Annotated in this window: 1 protein-coding gene; it reads left to right on the forward strand. The window is 71.0% G+C overall.

Going from position 1 to position 924, the window contains the following annotated elements; translation table 11 throughout:
* Positions 1 to 902 (forward strand): IS110 family transposase (locus AB1460_RS37840; RefSeq protein WP_368967396.1); only part of this gene is annotated, 902 nt, incomplete at its 5' end.
* Between the last annotated feature and the right edge of the window lie 22 nt (positions 903 to 924).

Below are 924 nucleotides of genomic sequence, written 5' to 3' on the forward strand. Positions count from 1 at the left end.
CCAAGGACGCCCGGGTGATCGCCGAGACCGCCCGGATGCGGAACGATCTGACGCCCGTCACCGCCACCGACGATCTTGTCGTCGAGCTGACCCGGCTGACCGCGCACCGCGAGGACCTGATGGCCGATTGGGTGCGCGGCGTCAACCGGCTCCGTGACCTGCTGACCAGCATCTTTCCCTCGCTGGAACGTGCCTTCGACTACTCGACCCGGTCCGCGCTGGTCCTGCTCACCGGTTTCCAGACCCCCGAGGCGCTTCGTGTCGCCGGGGTCGACGGTGTCGCTGCGCACCTGCGTGAGCACGGCGCCTGGCCCAAGGGCATCCCCGCCATGGCGACCTCGGCGCTGGCTGCCGCCGAGGCGCAGACGGTGCGGCTGCCGGGCGAGGCCACCACTGCCGTGCTCGTCGCCCGGCAGGCCGGCCACCTCCTGGACCTCGACCGGCAGGTCAAGGACACCGACAAGCTGATCGCCAGCCGGTTCCGGACCCATCCCCAGGCGGAGATCATCGAGTCGCTGCCCGGGCTCGGGCCGATCCTCGGCGCCGAGTTCGTCGTAGCCACCGGTGGCACCCTGGACGGGTTCGCGACCGCCGGCCGTCTGGCGTCCTACGCCGGGCTTGTGCCCGTCGCCCAGGACTCGGGCCGGGTCACCGGGAACCTGCGCCGTCCCAAGCGCTACAACCGCAGGCTGCGACGGGTGTTCTACATGGCCGCCCTGTCGAGCATCCGGGCCACCGGGCCCTCGCGGACCTTCTACGACCGCAAACGCCAGGAACGGCTCATCCACATCCAGGCCCTGCTCGCCCTCGCTCGCCGCCTCGTCGACGTTCTGTGGGCACTCCTGCGCGACGGCCGCACGTTCGCACCAACCGCGCCGCAACCCGCTACCGCGGCGGCTTGACACGGTCATTCAGATTCCCTTC

The organism is Parafrankia sp. FMc2, from assembly GCF_041008525.1.
Classification (GTDB): domain Bacteria; phylum Actinomycetota; class Actinomycetes; order Frankiales; family Frankiaceae; genus Parafrankia.